This is a genomic window from Bartonella sp. B17, assembly GCF_053795755.1.
Genome location: NZ_CP200032.1, coordinates 248,569 through 270,591, shown reverse-complemented (window position 1 = coordinate 270,591; position 22,023 = coordinate 248,569). Strand labels below are relative to the sequence as shown.

At 37.3% G+C, this 22,023-nt stretch carries 19 protein-coding genes; 9 read left to right on the top strand and 10 right to left on the bottom strand.

Annotation, left to right across the window (positions count from 1 at the left end):
- Positions 1-46 precede the first annotated feature (46 nt).
- The 4 genes from V4B18_RS01260 to V4B18_RS01245 form a co-directional block, all read right to left on the bottom strand.
- The gene (locus V4B18_RS01260) at positions 47-511 is read right to left on the bottom strand and encodes an HPr kinase/phosphatase C-terminal domain-containing protein (RefSeq protein ID WP_455476048.1); all 465 of its coding nucleotides are present in this window, start codon (positions 509-511) and stop codon (positions 47-49) included.
- A 20-nt stretch (positions 512-531) separates the two neighbouring features.
- Positions 532-2,316 (bottom strand): stimulus-sensing domain-containing protein, encoded by a 1,785-nt coding sequence (locus V4B18_RS01255; RefSeq protein WP_455476047.1) that lies wholly within the window; start codon positions 2,314-2,316, stop codon positions 532-534.
- Between the two features lie 39 nt (positions 2,317-2,355).
- Complete coding sequence (locus V4B18_RS01250) at positions 2,356-3,078, bottom strand: response regulator transcription factor (RefSeq protein WP_455476046.1); 723 nt, start codon at positions 3,076-3,078, stop codon at positions 2,356-2,358.
- An 894-nt stretch (positions 3,079-3,972) separates the two neighbouring features.
- Complete coding sequence (locus tag V4B18_RS01245; protein WP_455476045.1) at positions 3,973-4,527, bottom strand: copper chaperone PCu(A)C; 555 nt, start codon at positions 4,525-4,527, stop codon at positions 3,973-3,975.
- 926 nt (positions 4,528-5,453) lie between these two features.
- Here V4B18_RS01245 and dnaK point away from each other — a divergent pair.
- The 5 genes from dnaK to lepA all read left to right on the top strand — a co-directional run bounded on the left by dnaK (position 5,454) and on the right by lepA (position 13,976).
- Positions 5,454-7,343, top strand: a complete 1,890-nt coding sequence (gene dnaK / locus V4B18_RS01240; protein WP_455476044.1) for a molecular chaperone DnaK — start codon at positions 5,454-5,456, stop codon at positions 7,341-7,343.
- Positions 7,344-7,499: 156 nt separating this feature from the next.
- On the top strand, positions 7,500-8,642 hold the full coding sequence (gene dnaJ / locus V4B18_RS01235) for a molecular chaperone DnaJ (RefSeq protein WP_455476497.1): 1,143 nt from the start codon (positions 7,500-7,502) through the stop codon (positions 8,640-8,642).
- A 1,139-nt stretch (positions 8,643-9,781) separates the two neighbouring features.
- Entirely contained in the window at positions 9,782-10,687 is a 906-nt protein-coding gene (gene argB, locus V4B18_RS01230) for an acetylglutamate kinase (protein WP_455476496.1), read from the top strand.
- A gap of 33 nt (positions 10,688-10,720) precedes the next feature.
- Positions 10,721-11,617 carry a DMT family transporter gene (locus V4B18_RS01225; RefSeq protein WP_455476043.1) on the top strand — a complete coding sequence of 299 codons (897 nt, stop codon included), beginning with the start codon at positions 10,721-10,723 and terminating at the stop codon, positions 11,615-11,617.
- A 553-nt stretch (positions 11,618-12,170) separates the two neighbouring features.
- On the top strand, positions 12,171-13,976 hold the full coding sequence (gene lepA / locus V4B18_RS01220; RefSeq protein WP_455476042.1) for a translation elongation factor 4: 1,806 nt from the start codon (positions 12,171-12,173) through the stop codon (positions 13,974-13,976).
- Between the two features lie 74 nt (positions 13,977-14,050).
- On the opposite strand, the gene dapD is transcribed toward lepA, so the two are convergent.
- Positions 14,051-14,899 (bottom strand): 2,3,4,5-tetrahydropyridine-2,6-dicarboxylate N-succinyltransferase, encoded by an 849-nt coding sequence (gene dapD / locus V4B18_RS01215; protein WP_455476041.1) that lies wholly within the window; start codon positions 14,897-14,899, stop codon positions 14,051-14,053.
- 190 nt (positions 14,900-15,089) lie between these two features.
- On the opposite strand from dapD, the gene V4B18_RS01210 reads away from it, so the two are divergent.
- Positions 15,090-15,866, top strand: coding sequence for an LOG family protein (locus V4B18_RS01210; protein ID WP_455476040.1), 777 nt, complete (start codon positions 15,090-15,092; stop codon positions 15,864-15,866).
- A gap of 32 nt (positions 15,867-15,898) precedes the next feature.
- Here the strand turns inward: V4B18_RS01210 and truA are convergent, their stop codons facing one another.
- Genes truA through def form a run of 3 tightly spaced genes read right to left on the bottom strand, consistent with a single transcriptional unit; the run spans position 15,899 to position 18,103 of the window.
- Complete coding sequence (truA, locus tag V4B18_RS01205; RefSeq protein WP_455476039.1) at positions 15,899-16,642, bottom strand: tRNA pseudouridine(38-40) synthase TruA; 744 nt, start codon at positions 16,640-16,642, stop codon at positions 15,899-15,901.
- A 1-nt stretch (position 16,643) separates the two neighbouring features.
- Positions 16,644-17,573, bottom strand: coding sequence for a methionyl-tRNA formyltransferase (fmt, locus tag V4B18_RS01200; RefSeq protein ID WP_455476038.1), 930 nt, complete (start codon positions 17,571-17,573; stop codon positions 16,644-16,646).
- Positions 17,573-18,103 carry a peptide deformylase gene (gene def, locus V4B18_RS01195; protein ID WP_455476037.1) on the bottom strand — a complete coding sequence of 177 codons (531 nt, stop codon included), beginning with the start codon at positions 18,101-18,103 and terminating at the stop codon, positions 17,573-17,575. Before def ends, fmt begins: the two co-directional genes overlap by 1 nt.
- A gap of 91 nt (positions 18,104-18,194) precedes the next feature.
- Here def and V4B18_RS01190 point away from each other — a divergent pair, with 91 nt between their 5' ends.
- Both V4B18_RS01190 and V4B18_RS01185 read left to right on the top strand, forming a co-directional pair.
- Positions 18,195-19,370 carry a DNA recombination protein RmuC gene (locus V4B18_RS01190; RefSeq protein WP_455476036.1) on the top strand — a complete coding sequence of 392 codons (1,176 nt, stop codon included), beginning with the start codon at positions 18,195-18,197 and terminating at the stop codon, positions 19,368-19,370.
- A 108-nt stretch (positions 19,371-19,478) separates the two neighbouring features.
- A complete protein-coding gene (locus V4B18_RS01185) occupies positions 19,479-20,066 on the top strand; it encodes a transglycosylase SLT domain-containing protein (protein WP_455476035.1) in 588 nt (195 codons plus the stop codon).
- A gap of 350 nt (positions 20,067-20,416) precedes the next feature.
- Here V4B18_RS01185 and V4B18_RS01180 read toward each other — a convergent pair whose 3' ends face one another.
- Positions 20,417-20,668 (bottom strand): BQ00720 family protein, encoded by a 252-nt coding sequence (locus V4B18_RS01180; protein WP_455476034.1) that lies wholly within the window; start codon positions 20,666-20,668, stop codon positions 20,417-20,419.
- A gap of 30 nt (positions 20,669-20,698) precedes the next feature.
- The gene (locus V4B18_RS01175; protein WP_455476033.1) at positions 20,699-21,127 is read right to left on the bottom strand and encodes an Hsp20 family protein; all 429 of its coding nucleotides are present in this window, start codon (positions 21,125-21,127) and stop codon (positions 20,699-20,701) included.
- A gap of 125 nt (positions 21,128-21,252) precedes the next feature.
- Between V4B18_RS01175 and nth the strand changes: the two genes are divergently transcribed.
- Positions 21,253-21,993: an endonuclease III gene (gene nth, locus V4B18_RS01170; RefSeq protein WP_455476032.1), complete on the top strand. Its 741-nt coding sequence runs from the start codon at positions 21,253-21,255 to the stop codon at positions 21,991-21,993.
- Positions 21,994-22,023 lie beyond the last annotated feature (30 nt).

The window sequence follows — 22,023 nt, the reverse complement described above, 5'->3', positions numbered from 1 at the left end:
TTCAAAAAAAAGGCAAAAATAATAATTTTATATTTTTTGAAAAGAATTAGACAGATTTATGCCATTTTTTTCTAAAAAGAAATGCTTCGATGGCTTGACAAATGACTATACAATCTGCCTCTTGAAGACTAGAAAGTTTTAAAAGAGGAATGTGTAAATTAGCAAATTTAAAAGTTTGATTTGTTGAGAATCGTTCATATCCAGAACCAAGAAGAATAACGCAGTCGATAACTGTTTGTTTTTCAAACTCTATCGTGTAAAGCCCAGCGCCACGAATTTCAATGCCACCTTGCAAATTTTCTGGAGTGTGTCCGTAGAGTTTCTGATTTTTTACACAAAGCATTGTGTAATCATCACTAATAAGTTTTGCTTCGCGTTTCGACCATTCAGCGCGGTCGAGCAAAGAAAGAGTGATTGTTGATTTTCCTGATCCTGATGGACCTATAATGAGTAGCCCCTTGCCTTCAATTTGGAGACAATTTGCATGCAATATTTTATTTTTTGTTGTCATGCTTTGCGCTTTTAAAGGGTTCATTTTGCGAGAGGAAGCACAATAATAAATCGTGCGCCGATTTTACTATTTGCGATTGCAGGGTCAATAATATTTTCGGCAGTTAATGTTCCATTATGCGCTTCGATAATTTGTCGACTAATAGAAAGACCTAGTCCTGAGTTTTGTCCAAATGCATCTTCGCTTGGACGGTCAGTATAAAAACGTTCAAAAATACGCTCAATATTTTCTGAACGAATACCAGGACCATTATCTTCAATAGTTAAGATGAGGTTTGAAGTTTTACTTTTCATCGTTATAGAAATTTGACCATTATCATGAGGAATAAAGGAGCGTGCATTTTCAATAAGGTTGGAAATAACTTGGCTTAAACGAAGTTCATGTCCTAATACGGTATAGGCTTTTCCATGAGGGCGTGGAATAATATTAAGATTGATATCAATAGTTTGCTTCTTACGGTATATTTCATTAACAGCAGGAACAAGATTTTCTAAAAGTTGTTCCATATCAACGATCTTAGCAGTTTCTCGAGCAAACTCTGCATCTAGTCGCGATGCATCAGAAATATCGGTAATTAGACGGTCAAGACGGCATATATCATGTTGAATAATTTCAAACAATTTTGTCTGAGCTTCTTCATTTTTAGCCAGCGGTAGCGTTTCAACAGCGCTACGTAGTGAGGTGAGTGGATTTTTTAATTCATGGCTTACATCAGCAGCAAAGCGTTCAATGGCTTCAATGCGTGTGTAAAGGGCGTTTGTCATATCACGAATAGAAGCTGAAAGGTGACCAATTTCATCTTCGCGTGTGGAAAAATCAGGAATTTGCACGCGTTTATTATTTCCACGGCGTACACGATTGGCAGAAGCTGACAATTTGCTCAATGGATGAGCGATCGTGTGAGCTAAAAATAAGGAAAGCACCAAAAACACGCTACCGACAACTGCAAAGATCTTAAAGATAGCCAATCTTTCGCCCTTTACAATGTTATCAATGTCTGAACCTGTGGTTGAAAGAAGAAGAGCACCCACTACCGCACGATAGCGCTGAACAGGTACGGCAACAGAAACTATTAATTGACCCTGTCTGTTTCGTCGTTTGGAGGTAGAGGTAGACCCATTTAATGCTTGGTAAACTTCTGGGTAAGCAATATCATTGTTTTTTGCTTTCTTTTTATCAAGGGTAATGCCATTGCCATAGAGTAGTTTTAAAAACCATGAATAGAAGCGTTTCCACAGGTTTTGTTCAGTTTTGATAGGGGGTAAATCATAGCTGAAAACTTCACCGCTGGAATAAAGAACACGCGAATCAAGAAGCAAAGTAGCGTCACGATCATAAATACGTGCTCTGGTTATTTGGGGTGTAATAAGGCGCCGAAAAAGTGGAGCAACTTGTTCAGGGTTAATAGGAAAATCCCAAGAGTCGGTTGATTGAAGTGTTGGTGTAATGCTTTCTCCAACCTGTAATTCTAAAAGTTTTTTTGGGTCAACGAGTATAGAATCTGTATCTATCGTTGCAGAAGCAGCAATGGCTCCAGCGATAATTTTTCCTTGGATACGTAAACTTTCGATTTTTGCTTCAATCAATCCATTACGAAATTGATTAAGATATAAAATGCTTGTAACCAAAATACCAAGGGCTGCAAGATTTAAAATGACAATGCGGCGTGTAAGACTAGAAAAAAATAATTGTCTGAATAGACGCTGTGCCCGAAAGTATAAATGGACAAACATAGAAAACTGTGTTGTTGGGTTAGTGCTTTGTGTTTTTGGAGGCAAAGTTTCCAGTTGAGTATTTTTTGTCATCGATTTGATCGCCGTTCAAATTTTTGCGACAAAATAGCATTAGACTTCGTGGAAACGATAACCTACACCGTAAAGTGTTTCAATCATTGCAAAATCATCATCCACTTGTTTAAACTTTTTACGCAAACGCTTAATGTGACTATCGATGGTGCGATCATCTACATATACTTGATCACTATAGGCAGCATCCATCAAAGCATCACGACTTTTTACAACTCCTGGCCGTTGTGCTAAAGTTTGAAGAATCAGAAACTCTGTCACAGTTAGGATAACAGGTTTATCTTTCCATGTACAGGTGTGGCGTTCCTGATCCATAACAAGATCTCCACGTTTAAGAGAGGATGCGGGCGAGGCTCCTGCTGCAAGCGGTTGATTCCGAGCGCTTGAACGACGCAAAATAGCTTTTACGCGTTCAATGAGAAGGCGTTGAGAGAAAGGTTTTGTAATAAAATCATCTGCACCCATTTTAAGGCCAAACAACTCATCAATTTCATCATCCTTAGAGGTAAGAAAAATAACTGGAATATCTGATTTTTGACGAAGTCGGCGCAAAAGCTCCATACCATCCATTCGAGGCATTTTAATATCAAAAATAGCTAAATGTGGGGGATGTAGCGTTAAGCCTTTGAGTGCAGATGCTCCATCTGTGTAGCTTTCAACCCGATAGCCTTCTGTCTCAAGTGCAAAAGATAAAGATGTTAAAATATTGCGGTCATCATCAACAAGTACAATCGTCTGTGTGATTGTTGGAGTATCCTTCATAGCTTCTCAGACCTTTCTATTGCCCTAGCAGTAAATCGCCTACGCTATTTATATGGGAGTTCACATTTTTTTTGCAAAACAAATATGATACAAATTGTAGCAGAGCAAAAAACCTTTCATATCATTATTAAAAGTTGTTTTGTCTTTGCAATTTTATAATGCTTTTGCACGCATTAAGATCCCTTCTTTTAGAACAGAATTTTCATTAAAGTTTTTTACTAAGGTTTTCTGTTTTCTATGTCCAAGAAATATACAGATTTATTCTGTATCATTGAAGTTTAAGAAGTCTACCTTTTTGCTTAAATAGAAAGGAAAATAATGTAATTTTAGACACAAAATGAACTTTAGTTGCATTGAAGAAGGTTTAATTTATTGAAATGATTTACAAAAAATGTGATATTGGGATAATAAATAAAAAGTAAAAAATTTTAAGACCACATTCGATAATGTGCAAGTTTAGTATAAAAAGTGAATATCTAGATTGAAAATAGTAAAATGTTTTTAGTTTTTAGCGTTTGTTGGATGTTTATTCTCTTGATATTGACTATTAAAAGCAGCAAATATTAGGTTTATAAAGTTTTTTCGCTTTGTATGAGACAGAGTCTGATCATGGTTTTTGGAAAATTACCGAAGAAGTTAATCAAAAAGAGCTAGGTGATAAAAACATATTCATCTTTTAAGTCAAAAAACAATAAGCGATGCTAAAATCGTTTCATAAACTTTATCTTGAATGGGTTTTGTACTTTTCTGAAATTGATTGAGCATAATCCGGCAGGGGATGAGTCCCTTATGGTTTTACAGTATGTTTTGTAACGCTGAATAAAAACAGGAAGTGTAAAAATTTTTTCACACTTCCTATATTAACACGCCGATTCTAGGTAGTAATAAAAGAACTTATTGAGAAGGGGGTGATTTGGGAGGATATGTTGCCCCCAGAGTGCTTACTTCAAAATAAATATCAATTGTACCAGCTTTCTCAAATGTTAGTTTTGCGCTGATTTTGTTACCTTTTTTAAACGGTTTTGAAATCCCCATAAACATGATATGATTACCACCAGGCTTAAGTGTGGCTTCGCCATTTCCGGGAATTTCTATGCCCTCATGCATCTTTTTCATTTTCATAATATTGTTAGCGACTGCTACGGAATGGATTTCGGTTGTCTCTACATTGTTTGCTGAAACAGCAATTAAACGGTCTGGAGTGTTACCATGATTAATAATATAGAGATAACCGCTACTAACTTTTATGCCTTTAGGGGTTTCACGCGTCCAAGGATCAATAATTTCTATGTTACCAACTTTATATTGGTGAGCAGTTGCGGGTAGAGTTATGAAAGCAAAAATAAAAGCCCACACAAGATTTGTGATAATTTTTTTAAGTAAATATTGTGTATAATGAGAATTCTTAGACGTAAGATTTTTCATTTTTCCAGCGATAAATGTTATCATTGTTTAACCCTCCTACGCTAGATTTATTTTTTGATGTCTTTTACTTGTTTTAGAAAGTTTTTGTTCAAAATAAAAGAGAGAATTTCCCGAATGATACTAAGATACTAATTAGATGCGAAAGAGGAATTATGCATAGATTTATTGATTTTGAACAAAAGCCTAAATAAGTTTTAAGATCTTAGTGCATTTAGAGGGGAGAGGTTTGTTTTTATAAAACATCTCTATTGGTATATAGGTTAAGAGAAAAGTTATGCTAAATATATCCAAAATGCAGCTCCTAAAGAAGTAGTGAAATTAAGTTTTTCGAAAAAAGGGCTAGTTGCTGAGATTGTGTTTACAGATAACACCTTTTACAAATGAGTATTTGTGAGATTAGGCTTAACATTATAAAATGATGCAGAGGCACTTCTTCCTATAAAATACACCAAATAATATGCTATTCATAGAGATTTTGCTAAGAAAAGCTGTAACAGTCTTGATATAAAATTGTTATGTTTGAGCTGTATTTTTAAAAAGCCTTTACGTGATCATGGGAATTAAGAATAGAGGTATCAAAGAAGGTGCTCAATAATTCCCTTTATTTTTTCAATTTTTGTAGACCAAAATTTTTATGTCATAAAAAATCAAAGGAAAATGCGCTGTTATATCCGTATTTTTTTAATGAAGGTGTGGTATTTGTGCATAATATTTGTGCGTAAATATGGTACCATTTTAACAGAAAAATTGTATTTTGGAAATGTTTCTTAATTATTCTCTTGTAGGGATAAAGGCTTGTTCTTATATACCAAGCAACGAGGCTTGTTGCGGTTTTCAGTTTATTGTTTTTATAATTTGAAATTAAAGGCAGGCTTTGAGTGTTATAAGGAGCTGTTTTAGAAAGATGCTTGATAAAGGTTGAGACAGCTTGCTGAATGGAGATTAATAATATGGCAAAAGTAATTGGTATTGATTTGGGGACGACTAACTCTTGTGTCGCCGTTATGGACGGTAAAAATGCAAAGGTCATTGAAAACTCGGAAGGAGCGCGGACAACGCCTTCTGTTGTTGCCTTTACTGATGGAGGAGAGCGGCTTGTTGGGCAGCCTGCTAAACGACAAGCTGTTACGAATCCTGAAGGAACAGTTTTTGCGGTTAAACGTTTGATTGGGCGTCGGTTTGATGATCCCACGGTTGAGAAGGATAAAGCGCTTGTGCCTTACAAAATCGTTAAAGGCGATAATGGCGATGCGTGGGTTGAAGAAGGGGGTAAAAAATATTCCCCATCACAAATTTCAGCTATGATTTTGCAAAAAATGAAAGAAACTGCCGAATCTTATCTTGGTGAAAAGGTTGAGCAAGCGGTTATTACTGTTCCTGCTTACTTTAATGATGCACAACGCCAAGCTACTAAAGATGCTGGTAAAATTGCTGGTCTTGAAGTTTTGCGGATTATTAATGAGCCAACAGCTGCTGCTTTAGCTTATGGTCTAGATAAAAAAGACGGAAAAACTATTGCTGTTTACGATCTTGGTGGTGGTACATTTGATATTTCGGTACTTGAAATTGGAGATGGTGTTTTTGAAGTTAAGTCGACCAATGGAGATACATTTTTAGGTGGTGAAGACTTTGATATGCGCTTGGTAGGTTATTTTGTGGATGAATTCAAAAAGGAGCAAGGAATTGATCTGAAAAATGATAAATTGGCGTTGCAACGCTTAAAAGAAGCAGCAGAAAAAGCGAAGATTGAACTTTCTTCTTCACAACAAACAGAAATTAATCTGCCATTTATCACAGCAGATCAATCGGGTCCTAAACATTTAACGATGAAATTAACGCGGGCAAAATTTGAATCTTTAGTTGATGATTTAGTTCAGCGTACTATCGAGCCTTGTAAGGCTGCACTAAAAGATGCGGGATTGAGTGCTGGTGAAATTGACGAAGTTGTTTTAGTGGGTGGTATGACTCGTATGCCCAAGATTCAGGAAGTCGTGCAAAGCTTCTTCGGTAAAGATCCGCACAAGGGTGTTAATCCTGATGAAGTTGTGGCGATGGGGGCTGCCATCCAAGGGGGCGTATTGCAGGGCGATGTAAAAGATGTTTTACTTTTGGATGTAACGCCTTTGTCTTTGGGTATTGAAACGTTGGGTGGAGTCTTTACGCGTTTAATTGAACGCAATACTACTATTCCGACTAAAAAGTCACAAGTTTTTTCAACGGCTGATGATAATCAGAGCGCTGTGACTATTCGTGTTTTCCAAGGTGAACGCGAAATGGCTAACGACAACAAGTTATTAGCGCAATTTGATCTTGTTGGTATTCCACCTGCACCACGTGGTGTGCCTCAGATTGAGGTTACTTTTGATATTGATGCGAATGGTATTGTGAATGTTTCAGCCAAGGATAAAGGAACTGGTAAAGAACATCAGATTCGTATTCAGGCATCAGGTGGTTTGAGTGATGCTGACATCGAAAAAATGGTTAAAGATGCAGAAGAGCACGCGGCTGAAGACAAAAAGCGCCGAGAAGGTGTTGAAGCTAGAAATCAGGCAGAAGCTCTTATCCATTCAACGGAAAAGTCTCTAACGGAGTATGGTGATAAAGTATCAGCTGAAGATAAAGGCCAGATTGAAACGGCAATATCTGACTTGAAGTCTGCACTTGATGGTACCGATACAGAAGAGGTAACAGCAAAGATGCAGAAATTAGCAGAAGTCAGTATGAAGCTTGGACAGGCTATGTATGAAGCTTCACAAACAGCTGATAACACTGAAACAGATACAAAGAATGATGATGTTGTTGATGCTGATTTCGAAGAAATTAATGATAAGAAAAAATAGCGTAAGCAAAATGTATTGATTAATCGATAAAACCCAGCCTTTGAAATATAAGGCAGGGCTTTATTGTTGAAAGGTTAGTTGCAACTTTGTTGCTAAAGACATAAATTAAAAATAAATGTTGTCCTAAGATGGATAACAATGAATCAGGAATACATGATGAAAGTTGATTATTATGAAATTCTTGGTGTAACCCGCGACTGTGACGATAAAAAGCTAAAATCTGCTTTTCGTAAATTGGCGATGCAATATCATCCTGATCGTAATGCTGGAGATAAAGAAGCAGAACGGAAATTTAAAGAAATTGGTGAAGCTTACGAAGTTCTTAAAGACCCTCAAAAGCGAGCTGCTTATGATCGCTTTGGTCATGCGGCATTCGAAAGCAGTGGTCAGGATAGAGCAAATCCGTTTGGTGGTTTTGCTGCTCGCGGTGGGTTCGCCGATATTTTTGAAGATTTTTTTGGCGATATCATGGATAGTGGGCACCGTAAGCGCAGTGATGGTCGTGAGCGAGGCGCAGATTTGAGCTTTAATATGGAAGTGACCTTGGAAGAGGCATTTTCAGGAAAAACAGCGCAAATTAATATTCCAAGTTCTGTTACTTGTGATCTTTGCGATGGATCGGGCGCAAAAAAAGGTTCTAAGCCGCAAACTTGTGGAACTTGCCATGGGTCTGGCCGTGTGCGTGCTGCGCAGGGCTTTTTTTCCATTGAGCGCACATGTCCTGTGTGTCATGGACGCGGTGAAACCATTACGGATCCATGTCCAAAATGTCATGGTACAAGGCGTGTACAAAAAAATCGTTCGTTGAGCGTAAACATTCCGGCTGGTATTGAAGATGGTACACGTGTTCGCCTTTCTGGTGAGGGTGATGCTGGTATTCGTGGCGGTCCCAATGGCGATCTTTATATTTTTCTTTCTATTAAACCGCATGAGTTTTTTCAGCGAGATGGAGCAGATCTTCACTGTCGTGTTCCTATTTCAATGATTACAGCTGTTTTAGGAGGTGAATTTGAAGTTTCTGATCTTAATGGTGTCAAAGCACGTGTTAAGGTTCCAGAAGGTACACAAAATGGACGCCAATTCCGTTTAAAAGGCAAAGGAATGCCCATGTTACGCCAACAAGCTAGAGGTGATCTTTATATTCATATTACTATTGAAACACCACAGAAATTAACAAAAGAGCAACGCGAATTGTTGCAAGAATTTGATAAACTTTCAAATCACGAAAATTCGCCACAATCACATGGCTTTTTTTCACGTATGAAGGAGTTTTTTGAAAATATTTCCGGTCAAAGTTAGTAAATAAGTATAAGAAAGATACACATAACAGATTATTTTAATGAAATTTTTATTTCATTAAAATCGTTGAAGTAATTAGTATTTTCTTTTGTTTTAAAAATAAGGATTTTTACTCGTTATAGCTTAATTTTAAATTAGCTATCCTTTTTAACAGGTTCCTGTTGCCAGTTAGCTCGTGTATTTTATTTTATAACTCTTTATGGGTAAGTTTTGTTCCCAATGCTTTATAAAATTTAATGAAGGCGCTTCTGTGCAGCAGGGAAGCGGGTGAGTTTATGATGTATATAGTACCATTTTATCTGAATACATTCTACATATCTATAATTTTTTGTGCTTTTGCTATTAGTAAAAATCTATCTTATTTTGCGTTTTATAATCAGTAGTCTATTATTCAAATTCAAATTGCGCTTAGTTTAAGATAACTCGATTAAATACGAAAATTGATGCGTATAAAAATACAGTTCATGGTGTAGAAGAATTTTGGTAGCAAAATTTTCTTTATCCGATTAATGGTGTATGTCTTTATTCATATGTGAAGAGAGCTATTAACAAATACCAGCGTTTTGTGAGTTATTTTGAGAAAATATGCACGATTTAGCAAGATTTGATGTTAAATCATGTTACAGTTTTTAATGTGCTTTTGTTTTTCGTGAAATATGATAGACCATTTAAGTGGTGCTTTCTGATTTTTACTGATTGAAAAAAATGAACTTTTAGGCTCAAATCATGGTTTAAGTAATATCTACAACTTAAGTTTCTTGTACTGGTTGATATTGCGATTTATGACATGACAAAAAACTTTTATTTTAGCGTTCAAAAATCAACGGCTGGCATATATCCGCATCTTCGTTAAGGTTACAGTAATGAAAAATGCGTCAATTATTATTTTTCAAAATTTTGCTGCCAAAGCTTTGCGTATGAGATTACAAGATAATGACATTATTTAATGTTCACTTTTTGGTACCAATTATTGTTAAGGATGCTGCTTTTGTCTCATTTCATTGTCACTTTTGTCGTAGTTTAAAGATAATTTGACGACTTTTAAGAGGATGGGTAGAGTGAAACTTATTTTAAAATTTATTTTCATTTTTTCTAAACTTCATTAAGAGATGGTGAAAAATGATGAGGAGGCTCTTTTGATTGATGATATTGGAAAAGGTGCTGCAGATGTTTTTGAAAAACAAGCAGCGTTCTTGTCGTCTGCTTTACCTTATATGCAAAAATATGAAAATGAAACAGTTGTCGTTAAATATGGTGGTCATGCTATGGGGGATCCGGATTTGGGGCGGGCATTTGCGCGTGACATTGCTCTATTGAAGCAATCAGGCATTAATCCCATTGTGGTTCACGGTGGTGGTCCTCAAATTGCTGAGATTTTAATGAAAATGGGGATTGAATCGCGGTTTGAAAATGGTTTGCGCGTAACCGATGAACGGATCGTTGAAGTAGTTGAAATGGTTTTGGCTGGATCCATAAACAAGGAAATTGTTGCTCTTATCAACGCTGAAGGTGAATGGGCAATAGGGCTTTGCGGAAAGGATGGCAATATGGTCTTTGCTGAAAAGGCTTATAAGACTGTAATTGATCCTGATTCGCATATTGAACGCGTTTTGGATTTAGGATTTGTTGGTGAGCCTGTTGAAGTTGATCGAACATTGCTTGATCTTTTGGCTTGTTCTGAGATGATCCCAGTTCTTGCTCCTGTTGCTCCAGGTCGTGATGGAAAAACCTATAATATAAATGCTGATATTTTTGCTGGAGCTATTGCTGGAGCTCTAGAAGCCAAACGTCTTTTGTTTTTGACCGATGTTCCTGGAGTATTGGATCAAGAGGGAAAAATTTTAAAAGAATTAACAATTTCTGAAGCTGAAAAGCTTATCAAGAATGGAACAATTTCAGGAGGCATGATTCCAAAAGTGGAAACATGTATTAATGCTCTTCGAAATGGTGTAGAAGGTGTAGTTATCTTGAATGGCAAAACTCCCCATTCTGTCTTACTTGAATTATTCACCGAACAAGGGGTTGGAACGCTTATCATTTCTTAAAACACATAAAATAAATCGGAGGATAGAATTTTTATGGCTGTCGTAAAACAGTTGAAATGCCCTTCATTCAGTAAACAGGAATTGGCGCTGTTTTCTGCAACAGTACTTTGGGGGATTACATTTTTGGTAACGCGTATTGCGGTACACTATAGTGGTCCTCTCTTTTTTGTAGGATTTCGTTTTATCGTTGCATCATTTATGTGCGGGTTGATTTTTTGGCGTTCTATGAAAGGTATAACTGTTTATGAGATCTTTGCTGGTGTGGTAATTGGTTTTGCAATGTTTCTCGGTTATGCTTTTCAAGCATCTGGACTCCAAACGATTATTAGCAGTCAATCGGCTTTTATTACAGCGCTTTATGTGCCTATGGTTCCAATATTGCAATGGATTATTTTTAAAAAACCACCTCGTTTAACCAGCTGGATTGGTATTATTTTTGCTTTCTTTGGACTTATATTTATTTCAGGGCAAGGGATAGGAGGAATTAATTTTTCGAAAGGTGAAGTTTTTACTTTGCTGGGTGCTTTAGCGATTGCTGCAGAAATTATTCTTATTAGTTTTTTTGCTAGTAAAGTTAATAGTTATCGCATTACAATTATACAGCTATTTTTTGCTAGTTTTTTTTCATTTTCTTGTATGTCGCTTACGGGAGAAAGTATTCCTGAATTTTCATGGGTATGGTTGAGTGTTGGTATGGGATTGGCATTCATGAGTGCGGTGATTCAATTAGCTATGAATTGGGCACAAAAATCTGTTTCTCCTACGCGTGCAACACTTATTTATGCAGGTGAACCTGTATGGGCTGGTATTGTTGGGCGTTTGGCTGGCGAACATTTATCTCCTTTAGCTTTATTAGGTGGTTTGCTAATCTTAATCGGAATTATTGTAGCGGAATTACAACCTTCACAATGGCGAAAAAAGATAAAATAATTGTAAAAGATTAGCTTGCTGCCCTAAGAACAGCAGTTTAGATGATGCTTTTTTTCAACAGAGGATATCCATATAAATTTTTTAAAATTTATATGTGGTAAAAAAGCTGAAAATTAAGACAGAATTTTCAACGTCTCGATCTCTTTGAGCAAAGTGAAAGTTTTGTTTTTTAAGGAAGGAACTTGTCTTCAAGATTTTGATCGATGGGATGACACTTTTGAGGTTTTTTGTAAAGTTGACAAAGCAAGCTATAATATACAAAACAGAAAAAGCATTGTAATTGCATATATACACAGGTTTTGATTAACAAATAAAACTGCGGACGATTCTTATTGATCTTATCAAAAAGTAGCATGAGACTTTGAGTTAATATGAGAAAAGTAAAAAAATATTTGGATATTTGAAAAGGTCTTTTACATGGTTTGGCTAATTAAAGCCAAATAAAGAGGGTTTGTTGTTTACAGAGTGCTTTTTTCTTTATTTTTTTTAAGATGTTTAAGAAGATGATAATTGGTCTTTGCGTTTTTTGCTATTCTTTGCTAAATCGCCCTTTATGACTATAGATCGCAATTTTATACGTAATTTTTCCATTGTAGCACATATCGACCATGGAAAGTCGACTTTGGCTGATCGTTTAATTCAAATGACTGGCGGTCTTGAGACGCGAGAAATGAAAGAGCAAGTGCTAGATTCGATGGATATTGAGCGCGAGCGTGGAATTACTATTAAAGCGCAAACTGTACGTTTGCGCTATAAAGCAAAGAACGGTGAAACCTATATTCTCAACCTTATTGATACGCCTGGCCATGTTGATTTTGCTTATGAGGTGTCGCGTTCATTAGCAGCTTGTGAAGGCTCATTGTTAGTGGTAGATGCAAGCCAAGGAGTAGAAGCGCAAACATTAGCGAATGTTTATCAAGCTATTGATAATTCTCATGAGTTGGTTGTTGTACTCAATAAGGTTGACCTTCCAGCAGCTGAACCTGAGCGTGTTAAAGAACAAATTGAAGATGTGATTGGTATTGAGACATCTAATGCAGTAGAAATATCAGCAAAAACAGGTTTGGGTGTTGCGGATGTTTTAGAAGCAATTGTGATGCAATTGCCATCTCCGCACACTGGTGATGTTTCAAAACCCTTAAAAGCAATGCTGGTTGATAGCTGGTATGATACTTATCTTGGTGTTATCGTTTTGGTGCGAGTGATTGATGGTGTTTTGAAAAAGGGTCAAATTATTCGCATGATGGATACAGGAGCAAAGTATCCTGTTGAGCGGGTTGGAGTGTTTACTCCTAAAATGATACAGATTGATGAATTGGGACCAGGAGAGATTGGCTTTATAACTGCTTCTATTAAAGAAGTTGCTGATACACGGGTTGGGGATACCATTACTGAAGAGCGCCGTCCTTGTGAAGAAGCTTTGCCTGGTTTTCGGTCTGCTCAGCCCGTTGTTTTTTGTGGTCTTTTTCCAGTTGATGCAGCTGATTTTGAAGATTTGCGCGCAGCCATGGGGAAATTGCGATTAAATGATGCTAGTTTTTCCTTTGAAGTGGAAACATCAGCTGCTTTGGGATTTGGTTTTCGCTGTGGTTTTTTAGGACTTCTGCATCTTGAAATTATTCAAGAGCGTTTAGAGCGTGAATTTAATTTAGATTTAATTGCGACAGCACCTTCTGTTGTTTATCGTATGAATATGATTGATGGTTCTGTTAAAGAATTGCACAATCCTGCTGATATGCCTGATCTTGTTAAGATTAGTTCTATTGAAGAGCCATGGATTCGGGCAACAATTATGACGCCTGATAATTATCTTGGTGCAATTTTAGAGCTTTGCCAAGAGCGACGTGGACAACAAGTTGGTTTATCCTATGTTGGGACACGTGCTATGGTCACGTATGACTTGCCCTTAAATGAAGTTGTTTTTGATTTTTATGATCGTTTGAAATCAATTTCAAAAGGATATGCTTCCTTCGATTACCAGATGATTGACTATTCTGAAGGTGATTTGGTTAAAATGTCTATTTTGGTCAATGGAGAACCTATTGATGCATTATCTATGCTTGTGCACCGCAGTATAGCGGAAAAACGAGGACGCTCTATGTGTGAGAAACTTAAAGATCTTATTCCTCAACACATGTTTCAAATTCCAATTCAAGCGGCAGTTGGTGGTAAAATTATTGCTCGTGAGACAATTCGTGCTTTACGTAAAGATGTGACGGCTAAATGTTATGGTGGTGATATTACCCGTAAGCGCAAACTTTTGGAAAAACAAAAAGAAGGTAAAAAACGTATGCGCCAGTTTGGGAAAGTAGAAATTCCTCAGTCAGCTTTCATCCAAGCTCTTAAAATGAATAAATAACAAAAAAAGAAAGAAAACTTTCTTTTTTTGTTTAATTTCCACATATATGAAGCAAGATCTTTCAACAATATTTTTCAGTCGCGTAAGAGATCATTAATCGATGTTGTTTCCCGTGTTTTTTGGTCAACGCGTTTAACAATGACAGCACAATACAGACTAGGACCAACCTCACCATTTGGCAATAATTTTCCAGGAAGCGAACCTGGAACAACAACTGAATAGGCGGGAACTTCTCCTACAAAAACTTCACCTGTTGCACGGTCAATAATTTTCGTGGATTTTCCAATAAAAACTCCCATACTTAGAACTGCACCTTCACGGATAATGCAACCTTCAACGACTTCAGAACGTGCACCGATAAAACAGTGGTCTTCAATAATTGTTGGGTTTGCTTGCAATGGCTCTAAAACGCCTCCAATACCAGCGCCACCAGAAAGATGAACATACTTGCCGATTTGTGCGCAGGAACCAACAGTGGCCCACGTATCAACCATTGTTCCCTCGTCGATATAAGCGCCAAGATTAATAAAAGAGGGCATTAATATGACGTTAGGTGCGATATAGGCAGAATGACGCACAATTGCTCCAGGAACTGAGCGGAAATTTGCTTTTTTAAAATCATCTTCTTTCCAACCAGAAAATTTTGAAGGTATTTTATCCCACCAATATGATTCATTTGCTCCGCCAGCAATGATATGCATAGGGTTGAGCCGAAAAGACAACAGTACAGCTTTTTTCAACCATTGGTGTACATGCCACTGTCCATCTGCTTGACGTTCGGCTATACGAATTTTCCCTTTATCTAGAAGATCTAGAGCATGTTCAACACTATCACGGATTTCTCCTTTTGTAGTGGTATTAATAGAATCACGATTGTTAAATGCTTCTTCAATAATCATTTCAGGTTGTGTGTAATTGGTCATTCTAAAGCATTCCGTTAAACAAATTGAAAGCATAAATTATTATTTATGATTTACACGAAGGCATATATGTAGTCAATCAAATGACTGGATAAGCGTGGGATAGATGTATGGAAAAACGCTATAAATAAAGATAAGAAAAGAAAAAAAGAGTTAGATTCTACATCTTCTTTGCATAGAGAGAAGGCTAAAAATGAATGAAGTATCTGATACATCACAAATGCATTCCCTAAATCGTTCTTTAACTTATATAGATAAAGAATTAATGCGCCCTGAATTGCATTCAAAACGCATGAATCTTGAGTTTTTAAAAGCAGAAATGGTTTTTAAAAAACATGGAATTCAATCAACGGTTGTTTTGTTTGGCGGGGCACGCATTCCGGAATCTGAACAAGAGGCATGGGCTGCTAAGAACGAAACACAAAAGAAAAATTTGCAAGCTATGTCACATTATTATGATGAAGCAAGGGAATTTGCACGTCTATGCTCAGGTTATTCTGCTACTACAGAATATCGTGAATTTGTGATTACCACGGGAGGAGGTCCTGGGATAATGGAAGCAGGAAATCGCGGTGCGGCTGATGTTGGCGCACCAACGATTGGCTTGAATATTATTTTACCTCATGAGCAAATACCCAATAATTATATTACTGCGCATTTGTGTTTTAATTTTCAGTATTTGGGGATGCGCAAAATGCATTTTTTAATGCGAGCAAAAGCAGTTGTTGTTTTTCCTGGAGGATTTGGTACTCTAGATGAATTGTTTGAAACTTTAACCTTAGTGCAAACAGGATGTATGAAGCAGATTCCAATTTTAATGTTTGGTAAGGAATTTTGGAAAAATGTTATCAACCTTGATTATTTGTCTGAGCAAGGTACGATCTCTGATTCTGATGTTGCACTTGTAAAATTTGTTGATACAGCAGCAGAAGCTTTTGAAGCTATTCGCTCTTTTTATAAACTTGCTTGACAGCTTTTTAGAAAATCCATTTTAAAAGACAGCTAATAGTCAACTTTTGTTAAATAAAGTCCTGAAGGAGGTGCGACCATGCCGCAGCGGGCACGATCTTTTGCATGAAGAGCTGCTTCAAGATCTTGAGCTGTCCAACGCCCGATTCCAACTTCCATTAGGCTTCCTGCAAATGAGCGGATCTGATGATGAAGAAAAGAGCGGGCTTGCGCATACAAGAAAATTTCTTCTTCTTCTCTCAAAATATCTAGACGCTCAAGGGTGCGAATAGGGCTTTTGGCTTGACAGTGAACTGATCGGAAAGTAGTAAAATCATGCCGTCCCACAAGTTTTTGGGCAGCTTCATGCATAGCATCTGCATTGAGTGGTTTAGGGAACCACCACACGCGTTTGGCATTTAGAGCTGGTGGTGAGCGGCGATTAAGAATTTTAAAAAGATAATGACGTCTTATTGCACAAAATCGTGCATTAAAGCTGTCAGGGACATTTTGAACATTTAAGACCGAAATATTTTCTCCTTGTTGCCGCAAGTAAGCATTGAGCGCATCACGTATAGTATAAGGATCCCAGTTCTTTTCAAAATCAATGTGAGCAACCTGTCCAGTTGCATGTACTCCTGCATCAGTTCTTCCGGCTGTCGTAATGGTCAATTGTTGACCACTGAAATAAAAACTAGCCTGTTCAAGAGCTCCTTGTATGGTGTGAAGCCCTTCTTGACGTTGCCAGCCAGCATAATTTGATCCATCATATTCAATAGTAAGTTTAAAACGTGGCATATCAAAAAACTGCAGAAATATGAGATCCATGCAAAAATGTTGTGCTATCAAGGACTTTTCCACCTGATCTTTGGAGGTGGGTTATTTCAAGGCGTCCCTGTCCGCAATGAATAATCAAGCTATTTGGTTCTATCCGACCAATTTCAAGAGAAGGGCCAGTTGCTAAACGACTTTTGAGAATTTTTACGCGTTGCCGTTTTCCTCCTATAGTCATTTCGCACCAGCAACTAGGAGAAGGAGAGAGGGCACAAATATGTTTATGAATCAATTCTGCTGATTTTGTCCAATCAATTTGCGTTTCTTCTTTTTTTATTTTTGAGGCATAAGTTACCCCATCCAATGATTGTGGTGTTAATGTAAGTTGGTCTTTCTCAAGAGCTGATAAAGCTTCTACAATAAGTTCTGCTCCTATATGTGAAAGCTTATCTGAAAGTTCATGAGTTGTCATGTTGTCAGTGATAGAGGTGGATCGAGATAAAGCGATTGGCCCTGTATCAAGTCCTTCATCCATTTTCATGATCATTATACCTGTTTGCTTATCACCAGCCATAATTGCCCGCTGAATAGGTGCAGCGCCACGCCAGCGCGGTAATAATGAAGCATGAGCATTAAAACAACCAAAACGCGGTGTTTCAAGAATAGCTTTCGGTAAAATCAATCCATAGGCGACAACAATAGCGGCATCAACGGAAAGCGCTGCAAATCGCTCTTGCTCTTTAGCTGTTTTAAGTGTTTGGGGTGTAAATACAGGAATAGATTTTTCTTTTGCAGCATTTTGAATAGGTGAAGGGATCAATTTTAAACCACGACGTCCTGCTGGGCGAGGAGGTTGGCTGTAAACAGCGACAATATCATGACCAGCATCCAATAAAGCATGTAACATGGGAACAGAAAAATCAGGCGTTCCCATAAAACTTAACCGTAATGCCATTACAAAATTGTTTCCTGTGCTTTTTTTTCTCTTGATCGTTTTTTAAATTTTCGTATCACCATATCGCGCTTTATCTTCGAAATGTGATCAACAAAAAGACAGCCATTTAGATGATCAATTTCGTGCTGTAAGCAAGTCGCTAAAAGATGATCTGCTTCAATTTCTCTTTGTTTCCCTTGACAATCATTATAGCGAACACGGATGCGTTTGGGACGTTCGACTTCTGCATAATAGTCAGGAATAGAAAGACATCCTTCTTTATAGATATTTCGTTCATCTGAAAACCATAAAATTTCTGGATTGATGATGACAAGTGGATTTTTTGTAGTATCATCTCTCGAGATATCTATGACTAACATACGTAAGGGGATTCCAACTTGAATAGCAGCAAGGCCGATACCTTCAGCATCATACATAGTGTCTAACATATCATCGGCAAGCTTCTGAATTGCCGAATCGACACGCTCTATAGGTTCGGATAGTTTTCGTAAAACTGGATCAGGTAAGGTAACTAAAGATCTAATTGACATAAGTATAAGTTAATCAATGGTTTGTTATGGGTCAATATTGAATAACAGATTTTTGCGCTTTTTTACGATAAGATAGTTATATTATTCTTTTATGTTTGATTCGTTTTTTTTTACGCTCTTTGGTGAGTCTTTTTCTAAATTGATGACTTTGTGCTTACTCATTTGTTTGGTATTTTTTATTTTTATACTGATATATTATTATCGAAAAAGAATACTTTTGGAAAGTGAAAGTGTTGAACGTGCTTGTGAAGCGCAAACGCAAATGGCAGCATTGTTGAAAACACAAGCTGAAATGCAAGGACGTATGCAAGCAATGGCTGAAATTTTTGGTCAAAGACAGGCTGAGCTTAATCAGTCTATTCGTGAACAGCTCAATGTAATGACAACCAATTTAGGACAAACTCTTCAGGTACAAACCAAATCAACTCATGACAATTTGACTCGTTTGCAAGAACGATTAGCGGTGATAGATGCTGCGCAAAATAATATTCAGTCGCTTACAGGGCAAGTTGTTCAGCTGCAGGCAATCTTAAGCAATAAACAGACGCGTGGAACTTTTGGTCAGGGACGCATGGAAGCAATTATTGCTGATGCTTTACCAGCTAATTCTTATGTTTTTCAAGCAACTCTTTCAAATGGAAAGCGACCAGATTGCCTCATTCATATGCCTAATAAAGCACCTTCTCTTGTTATTGATGCTAAATTCCCTTTAGAAGCTTGGAATGCGATGCGTAAAGCATCATCATCTCAAGAACGCCAAGAAGCAGAGCGTAAATTTCGCACTGATATGGAGGCGCATGTTCGTGATATTGCGCAAAAATATTTAATTCCCGGAGAAACGCATGACACTGCTTTTCTTTTTGTGCCATCGGAATCGATTTTTGCAACAATCTATGAAGATTTTGAGCAATTGGTACAAAAGGCTAATCGGGTGCATGTAATTATTGTTTCTCCGTCTCTATTGATGTTATCTGTTCAGGTTGTACAAACTATTATGAAAGACGCAAAAATGCGCGAACAAGCGCATTTGATTCAGTCAGAAGTAGCAAAATTGATGGAAGATTTTGGACGAATGGATACGCGTGTTCGCGCTTTGCAGAAGCATTTTTACAAAGTTGGTGAAGATATTGATGCAGTTTTGATATCATCCTCTAAAATTATGAAACGGGCTGGTCGCATTGAAGCTTTTGAATTAAAAGAAAATGACTCCATGCCGCAGTCAATTCCTGCTCAGTCGCAAAAATTACGTTTAATAGATGAAGAGTAAAGCAAAACTTTCTGTATAATAGAATGTGGTTATATTTTTTATTTGTTGGAAGATTTTTTTGATATCTATATTTCACTTAATTTTCAAAATTTAAGAGGGATAAAAAATATGCAGCGCTTTTTATCTTTAGGAGCATTGGTATTTTTTCTGGGAGGATGTGCAACAAAACCGCCCCTATATACAAACAATGCTTGCGCTATTTTAGCTCAAAAAGATGGTTTTTTTAACAATTGGAGGGAGGCTTCTAAAAAAGCAGAAATGCGTTATGGGATTCCTATGCCTATCATTCTTGCTACCATTAATATGGAATCTAGCTTTCGTCATAATGCACGTCCTCCACGCAAAAAATTACTTGGTTTTATTCCATGGAAGCGTCCATCTACGGCTTATGGTTATCCTCAAGCACTTGATGATACGTGGGCAATGTATATACGCTCTTCAGGAAGGTCTTTTGCACGGCGTTCCAATTTTAAAGATGCCGTTGATTTTGTTGCTTGGTATCATCGCCAAAGTGTTCAACGTAATGGTGTTAGGCCTGATGATGCGTATAACCTGTATTTAAATTACCATATGGGACATGGTGCTTATGCACGTAGTAAAGGTTATGCAACTACAACAGTTTTGAAGGCGGCAGAGCGCATGGCCATAATGTCTAAACATTATGAGCAGCAATTAAAAGCATGTGGGCGGCGTTAGGGAGAATTGTAAGAATATATGACCAGAATCATTAGATTGATTTTAAAATTGACTCAATAGTTAAAAAGTTTAGCATAAAGGATCCACAACAAAATCTATCAAATAGCGCCGATAAGTGAAGAATTGTCTTGTTGAAAGAGAAAAAAACAAGCGCTATTGTTCGAAAAGATTTATAGTACATAACAAGAATAGCTTAAGGCTAAGAGTAAGCGATTTCCTATTTGAAAATAATTACAATTTCTTAAAGTTAGCATTTTTTTCAATCTCTCTAAAACAAAGGGCTCCTTTACTTTATTAAGCTAAATTGACAAAACCTACAGGGGTGGAGACACTATTTTTATAAAAAAAATCTAGTGCAGAGTAACAATTTGTATCTCATGCTCACTGGCTCCTGCAAGGGCGACAGAACGTTCATCGGATAAAATGATTGGATAGCCCGTTTCACCAAAGAGAGCCCATATAGTAATGCCTGGGGTCATTGGTGGAAGATCTGGAAAATTTTTAGCGAGGTCATCTGTGCAAACCTTCTTTAAATAAGCAATTTGTCTTGCATCAGAATGAGTCGCATCTTGTAACAATACATTTTGTTTATGTTCTCCCATTTTGTTGTTCCTTTATGTCCTAACTTTGTATCACTTACTACTGCTGACTTTAATCGGAATCTGCTTTGTCTGTTTTTTAGGTTTTGGTTGATGCAGGTTAATCGATAAGAGACCATTTTTCAATTCGGCGTTTATGACCTGCATCCCCTCAGCGAGAACAAAGATACGTTGAAATTGACGTGCAGCTATACCGCGATATAAATATTGATGATTTTGATTGTCTGTTTGCTTACCATGAATGATAAGTTGGTTGTCGTCTAGCAAAATATTGAGGTTATCAACTTTAAATCCAGCAACGGCTAAAGTAACACGCATATGGTTTCCATCATCATTTTTGTGTAAACGCTCAATATTATAGGCTGGGTAGGCTTCATCCGCTTTACCGATACGTCGCAATGTTTTCTCCACGGTTTCAAATCCTAAAAGAAGGGGGTTGGAGAAAGGCGTCACATGTGCCATTGTGAATCTCCTCTTCAAAGCGGCTACTATTAAACTCTAAAAAAGTGTTTGCTGCGTTCCTCTCATATGGCGAGCGTGAGTGGTAACTTCAAGGGAAACTTCAAGGGAAAAGATGAGAGAGCTTGATGACTCAAAAAATAATAAAATTTCCAAAAGCGAGAAAAACTGCTGAAATATTGTATAAGGAAGATGAAATTGCAGAAATATTTCGTCGTTTTTCTGTTCAACGCCCTCATCCCAAAAGTGATCTTGTCTACACAAATGTATTTACTCTTTTGGTTGCGGTTATTCTTTCAGCACAAGCTACAGATGTTAGTGTTAATAAAGCGACAGAAGAATTATTTCGTCTTGCTGATAAACCGGAAAAAATGGTTGCATTAGGAGAAGAAGAAATTGCACGCCATATTCGTACAATTGGTCTTTGGCGTGCAAAAGCGCGTAATGTTTATGCGCTTTGCGGCGTTTTAGTTGATCAATATGGTGGTCAAGTGCCTGATAATCGTGAAGCGCTTATGGCACTTCCTGGAGTAGGGCGTAAAACTGCTAACGTTGTTTTGAATATTGCTTTTGGACAACCAACGATGGCGGTGGATACACATATTTTTCGCCTTGGTAATCGTATTGGTTTAGCACCTGGAAAAACACCAGAGATTGTTGAAAAAAAGTTGCTGAAAATTATACCTATCCGTTATCTTCGTTATGCGCATCATTGGCTTATTTTGCATGGGCGCTATATTTGCCAAGCACGCAAAGCGCAATGTATGCAATGTATTATTGCCGATTTATGTAAAGCAGAAATCAAAACAAATGCAGTTCCAGCACCTTTAGTGGAAGTTCAAGGCAATGGGGCTCCGATTTTTTTTTGATGTAGCCTTGCTATTTTTTGTATAGTGACT

What these genes read in the sequence shown, in the direction of transcription:
- V4B18_RS01185 (WP_455476035.1), top strand. Translation starts at nt 19,479, where the DNA reads ATGCAGCGCTTTTTATCTTTAGGAGCATTGGTATTTTTTCTGGGAGGA.
- V4B18_RS01255 (WP_455476047.1), bottom strand. Translation starts at nt 2,316, where the DNA reads ATGACAAAAAATACTCAACTGGAAACTTTGCCTCCAAAAACACAAAGC.
- nth (WP_455476032.1), top strand. Translation starts at nt 21,253, where the DNA reads ATGACTCAAAAAATAATAAAATTTCCAAAAGCGAGAAAAACTGCTGAA.
- V4B18_RS01245 (WP_455476045.1), bottom strand. Translation starts at nt 4,527, where the DNA reads ATGATAACATTTATCGCTGGAAAAATGAAAAATCTTACGTCTAAGAAT.
- V4B18_RS01225 (WP_455476043.1), top strand. Translation starts at nt 10,721, where the DNA reads ATGGCTGTCGTAAAACAGTTGAAATGCCCTTCATTCAGTAAACAGGAA.
- truA (WP_455476039.1), bottom strand. Translation starts at nt 16,642, where the DNA reads ATGCCACGTTTTAAACTTACTATTGAATATGATGGATCAAATTATGCT.
- V4B18_RS01175 (WP_455476033.1), bottom strand. Translation starts at nt 21,127, where the DNA reads ATGGCACATGTGACGCCTTTCTCCAACCCCCTTCTTTTAGGATTTGAA.
- dnaJ (WP_455476497.1), top strand. Translation starts at nt 7,500, where the DNA reads ATGAAAGTTGATTATTATGAAATTCTTGGTGTAACCCGCGACTGTGAC.
- V4B18_RS01210 (WP_455476040.1), top strand. Translation starts at nt 15,090, where the DNA reads ATGAATGAAGTATCTGATACATCACAAATGCATTCCCTAAATCGTTCT.
- fmt (WP_455476038.1), bottom strand. Translation starts at nt 17,573, where the DNA reads ATGGCATTACGGTTAAGTTTTATGGGAACGCCTGATTTTTCTGTTCCC.
- dnaK (WP_455476044.1), top strand. Translation starts at nt 5,454, where the DNA reads ATGGCAAAAGTAATTGGTATTGATTTGGGGACGACTAACTCTTGTGTC.
- def (WP_455476037.1), bottom strand. Translation starts at nt 18,103, where the DNA reads ATGTCAATTAGATCTTTAGTTACCTTACCTGATCCAGTTTTACGAAAA.
- V4B18_RS01190 (WP_455476036.1), top strand. Translation starts at nt 18,195, where the DNA reads ATGTTTGATTCGTTTTTTTTTACGCTCTTTGGTGAGTCTTTTTCTAAA.
- V4B18_RS01180 (WP_455476034.1), bottom strand. Translation starts at nt 20,668, where the DNA reads ATGGGAGAACATAAACAAAATGTATTGTTACAAGATGCGACTCATTCT.
- dapD (WP_455476041.1), bottom strand. Translation starts at nt 14,899, where the DNA reads ATGACCAATTACACACAACCTGAAATGATTATTGAAGAAGCATTTAAC.
- V4B18_RS01260 (WP_455476048.1), bottom strand. Translation starts at nt 511, where the DNA reads ATGACAACAAAAAATAAAATATTGCATGCAAATTGTCTCCAAATTGAA.
- lepA (WP_455476042.1), top strand. Translation starts at nt 12,171, where the DNA reads ATGACTATAGATCGCAATTTTATACGTAATTTTTCCATTGTAGCACAT.
- V4B18_RS01250 (WP_455476046.1), bottom strand. Translation starts at nt 3,078, where the DNA reads ATGAAGGATACTCCAACAATCACACAGACGATTGTACTTGTTGATGAT.